The sequence below is a fragment of the Pseudomonas sp. NPDC098747 genome (genome assembly GCF_044760045.1).
Taxonomy (GTDB): Bacteria; Pseudomonadota; Gammaproteobacteria; order Pseudomonadales; family Pseudomonadaceae; genus Aquipseudomonas.
Genome location: NZ_JBIWAL010000084.1, coordinates 11,309 through 15,191 on the forward strand (window position 1 = coordinate 11,309; position 3,883 = coordinate 15,191).

General features: G+C 59.8%; 2 protein-coding genes and 1 pseudogene. 1 reads left to right on the forward strand and 2 read right to left on the reverse strand.

Annotated elements, in window-relative coordinates:
• A partial coding sequence (locus ACIQVE_RS27625; protein ID WP_402814718.1) for an HU family DNA-binding protein occupies positions 1–235 on the forward strand: 235 nt, incomplete at its 5' end.
• A gap of 213 nt (positions 236–448) precedes the next feature.
• Here ACIQVE_RS27625 and rlmF read toward each other — a convergent pair.
• Positions 449–1,468, reverse strand: coding sequence for a 23S rRNA (adenine(1618)-N(6))-methyltransferase RlmF (rlmF, locus tag ACIQVE_RS27630; RefSeq protein ID WP_150603743.1), 1,020 nt, complete (start codon positions 1,466–1,468; stop codon positions 449–451).
• A gap of 267 nt (positions 1,469–1,735) precedes the next feature.
• Positions 1,736–3,883: pseudogene (locus ACIQVE_RS27635) on the reverse strand (valine--tRNA ligase); the annotation flags it as partial.

Consider the following 3,883-nt stretch of genomic DNA (forward strand, 5'->3'; position numbering starts at 1 on the left):
CGACGCGCCGAAAACCACCGCGCGTAACGCTCTGGACCAACTGGGCCAAATCGTTGCCGATCAGCTGGAAAACGGCGGCGAAATCACTCTGCCAGGTATCGGCAAGCTGAAAGTGACCGAGCGTCCTGCCCGCACTGGCCGTAACCCTTCGACTGGCGCTGCCATCGAAATCGCTGCTAAGAAAGTGATCAAGCTGGTTGTGGCCAAAGGCCTGACCGACGCTGTGAACAAGTAAGACGCAGCAATAAAAAAACCGTGCACCGGAGTGATCCGGGCACGGTTTTTTTGTGTCTGCGATTTGGTGATTGACTCACGGACGCCATAAATCACTGTGGGAGCGAGCTTGCTCGCGAAGGGGGCGTTTCAGCCAGCGTCTCTTCTGAATGACAGACTGCCTTCGCGAGCAAGCTCGCTCCCACATTTAACCGGTTCGGTCAGTGACGCAGTTTTAGCGTGTCCAGCGCTCGCGGCGCCAGATCTGCTGCTCGGACTTGGTCTGGAAGGTCCAGGCGACGAAACGGCTTTGTTTCTGCCCCTGAGACATCTCCACTACCTGACTTTCCAGCACACCGGCCTTTTTCAGGGCCGTTTCGATGGCTGGCAGGTTCGAAGCTTTCGATACGAGGGTGCTGAACCACAGCACTTTGTGCTGGAAGTTGGCGCTCTCGGCGATCAGCTGCGTCACGAAACGTGCTTCACCACCCTCGCACCACAACTCAGCCGATTGGCCGCCGAAGTTCAGCACCGGCAGTTTGCGTGTCGGGTCGGCGCGGCCCAGTGCGCGCCATTTACGCTCGCTGCCTTTGGTCGCCTCGTCCATCGAGGCGTGGAACGGCGGGTTGCACATGGTCAGGTCGAAGCGCTCGCCCGGCTCCAGCAGGCCGATCAGGATGTGCTTGCGATTCTCCTGTAGGCGCAACTGGATGACCTTGTTCAGGTCGTTGGACTGGACGATGGCTTTGGCTGCGGCCACGGCCGTCGGGTCAACTTCCGAACCGAGGAAGTGCCAGCGGTATTCGCTGTTACCGATCAGCGGATAAACGCAATTGGCGCCCATGCCGATATCCAGCACGTTGATGATCGCCCCGCGCGGGACCTTGCCGTCGTTCATGCTGGCCAGCAGGTCGGCCAGGAAGTGCACGTAATCCGCACGGCCCGGGACCGGTGGGCAGAGGTAATCGGCCGGGATATCCCAATGTTGGATGCCGTAGAACGACTTGAGCAGCGCTCGGTTGAACACACGCACCGCGTCAGGGCTGGCGAAGTCGATGCTTTCCTTGCCGTACGGGTTGATGATCACGAACTTCGCCAGTTCCGGCGTGGTTTTGATCAGTGCCGGGAAGTCGTAACGACCCTGATGGCGGTTGCGCGGGTGCAGGCTGGCCTTTTCACGCGGCTCAACGGCTTTGGCCGGGGTGGCGGAATCAGGCTTCTTGCGCGGCGGGCGAGGTGTGCGGGGGGCGTTCATGGGCGTGGTCGATTCGGGTATGGCTGAAAGTGGCGGGTATTGTCCCACATCCAGCAGCCTCGAACCCATTATCGAAAATATCACTGATCCCTGTGGGAGCGAGCTTGCTCGCGAAGGCGTCCTGTCAGTCAAAATTATTTTCGCCTGACACGGCCTCTTCGCGAGCAAGCTCGCTCCCACAGGGATTGGCGGTGGAGGAAGAAAGTGGCCAATAAAAAAGGCGCGCTACCCAATCAGGTGGCGCGCCTTTTTCATTGCGATTTACCGTTACAGGCTGGCAATACGCGCGTGCTGCTCGGCCAGTTTGGCCAGGGCTTGCTCAGCCTCGGCCAATTTGGCGCGTTCCTTCTCGATGACTTCGGCCGGGGCCTTGTCGACGAAACCGGCGTTGGACAGCTTGCCGCCAACACGCTGGACTTCGCCCTGCAGACGCAGGATTTCCTTGTCCAGACGTGCCAGTTCAGCAGCCTTGTCGATCAGACCGGCCATCGGCACCAGCACTTCCATCTCGCCGACCAGTGCGGTGGCGGACAGCGGTGCTTCTTCGCCAGCGGCCAGAACGGTGATCGATTCCAGACGCGCCAGTTTCTTCAGCAGCGCTTCGTTCTCGGTCAAACGGCGCTGGTCTTCGGCGCTCACGTTCTTCAGGTAGATCGGTAGTGGCTTGCCCGGGCCGATGTTCATCTCGCCACGGATGTTACGCGTGCCGAGCATCAACTCCTTGAGCCACTCGATATCGCTCTCGGCAGCCGGATCGATACGTTCTTCGTTGGCCACTGGCCAAGGTTGCAGCATGATCGTCTTGCCCTGAATGCCGGCCAGCGGCGCAATGCGCTGCCAGATTTCTTCAGTGATGAACGGCATGAACGGGTGCGCCAGACGCAGCGCTACTTCCAGTACACGAACCAGCGTGCGACGGGTACCGCGCTGGCGCTCGACCGGCGCGTTTTCGTCCCACAGCACAGGCTTGGACAGTTCCAGATACCAGTCGCAGTACTGGTTCCAGATGAACTCGTACAGCGCTTGCGCCGCGAGGTCGAAACGGAATTGATCCAGTTGACGGGTCACTTCGGCTTCGGTGCGCTGCAGTTGCGAGATGATCCAGCGATCTGCCAGCGACAGTTCGTAGGCTTCGCCGTTCTGGCCGCAATCTTCGCCCTTGTCCAGAACGTAACGCGCGGCGTTCCAGATCTTGTTGCAGAAGTTGCGATAGCCTTCGACGCGGCCCATGTCGAACTTGATGTCGCGGCCGGTCGAGGCCAGCGAGCAGAACGTGAAGCGCAGGGCGTCGGTGCCGTAGCTGGCGATGCCGTCGGCGAACTCGTCGCGGGTCTGCTTCTCGATCTTCTTCGCCAGTTTCGGCTGCATCAGGCCCGAGGTGCGTTTCTGCACCAGTTCTTCCAGCTCGATACCGTCGATGATGTCCAGCGGGTCAAGGACGTTGCCCTTGGACTTGGACATCTTCTGGCCTTGGCCATCACGCACCAGACCGTGGACGTAAACGGTCTTGAACGGCACTTGCGGCGTGCCGTCTTCGTTCTTCACCAGGTGCATGGTCATCATGATCATCCGGGCGACCCAGAAGAAAATGATGTCGAAACCGGTGACCAGCACGTCGGTGGAGTGGAATTTCTTCAGGAACTCGGTTTTTTCCGGCCAGCCGAGGGTGGAGAACGTCCACAGACCCGAACTGAACCAGGTGTCGAGAACGTCGTTGTCCTGTTGCAGGGCAACGTCCGGACCAAGGTTGTTCTTGGCGCGTACTTCGGCTTCGTCGCGACCGACGTAAACCTTGCCCGACTCGTCGTACCAGGCCGGAATCCGGTGGCCCCACCACAACTGACGGCTGATGCACCAATCCTGGATGTCGCGCATCCACGAGAAATACATGTTTTCGTATTGTTTGGGCACGAACTGGATGCGACCGTCTTCGACAGCAGCAATCGCAGGCTCTGCCAAAGGCTTGGTCGACACGTACCACTGGTCGGTCAGCCACGGCTCGATGATGGTGCCGGAACGGTCGCCTTTCGGCACTTTCAGGCCGTGGTCATCAACGCTGACCAGCAGGCCGGCGGCGTCGAACGCGGCAACGATCTGCTTGCGCGCTTCGAAACGGTCGAGGCCGGCGTATTCAGCCGGGATCTTGCCGTCGATGCTCTCGTTCAGCGTGCCGTCGAGGTTGAACACCTGACAGGCCGGCAGTACGTGGGCGTTCTTGTCGAAGATGTTCAGCAGCGGCAGGTTGTGGCGCTTGCCGACTTCGTAGTCGTTGAAATCGTGGGCCGGGGTGATTTTCACGCAGCCGGTGCCGAATTCAGGGTCGCAGTAATCGTCGGCGATGATCGGGATGCGACGGCCAACCAGTGGCAGCTCGACAAACTTGCAGATCAGGGATTAGTAGCGCACATCGTTCGG

Coding starts and splice junctions, on each gene's coding strand:
- rlmF (WP_150603743.1), bottom strand. CDS start 1,468: ATGAACGCCCCCCGCACACCTCGCCCGCCGCGCAAGAAGCCTGATTCC.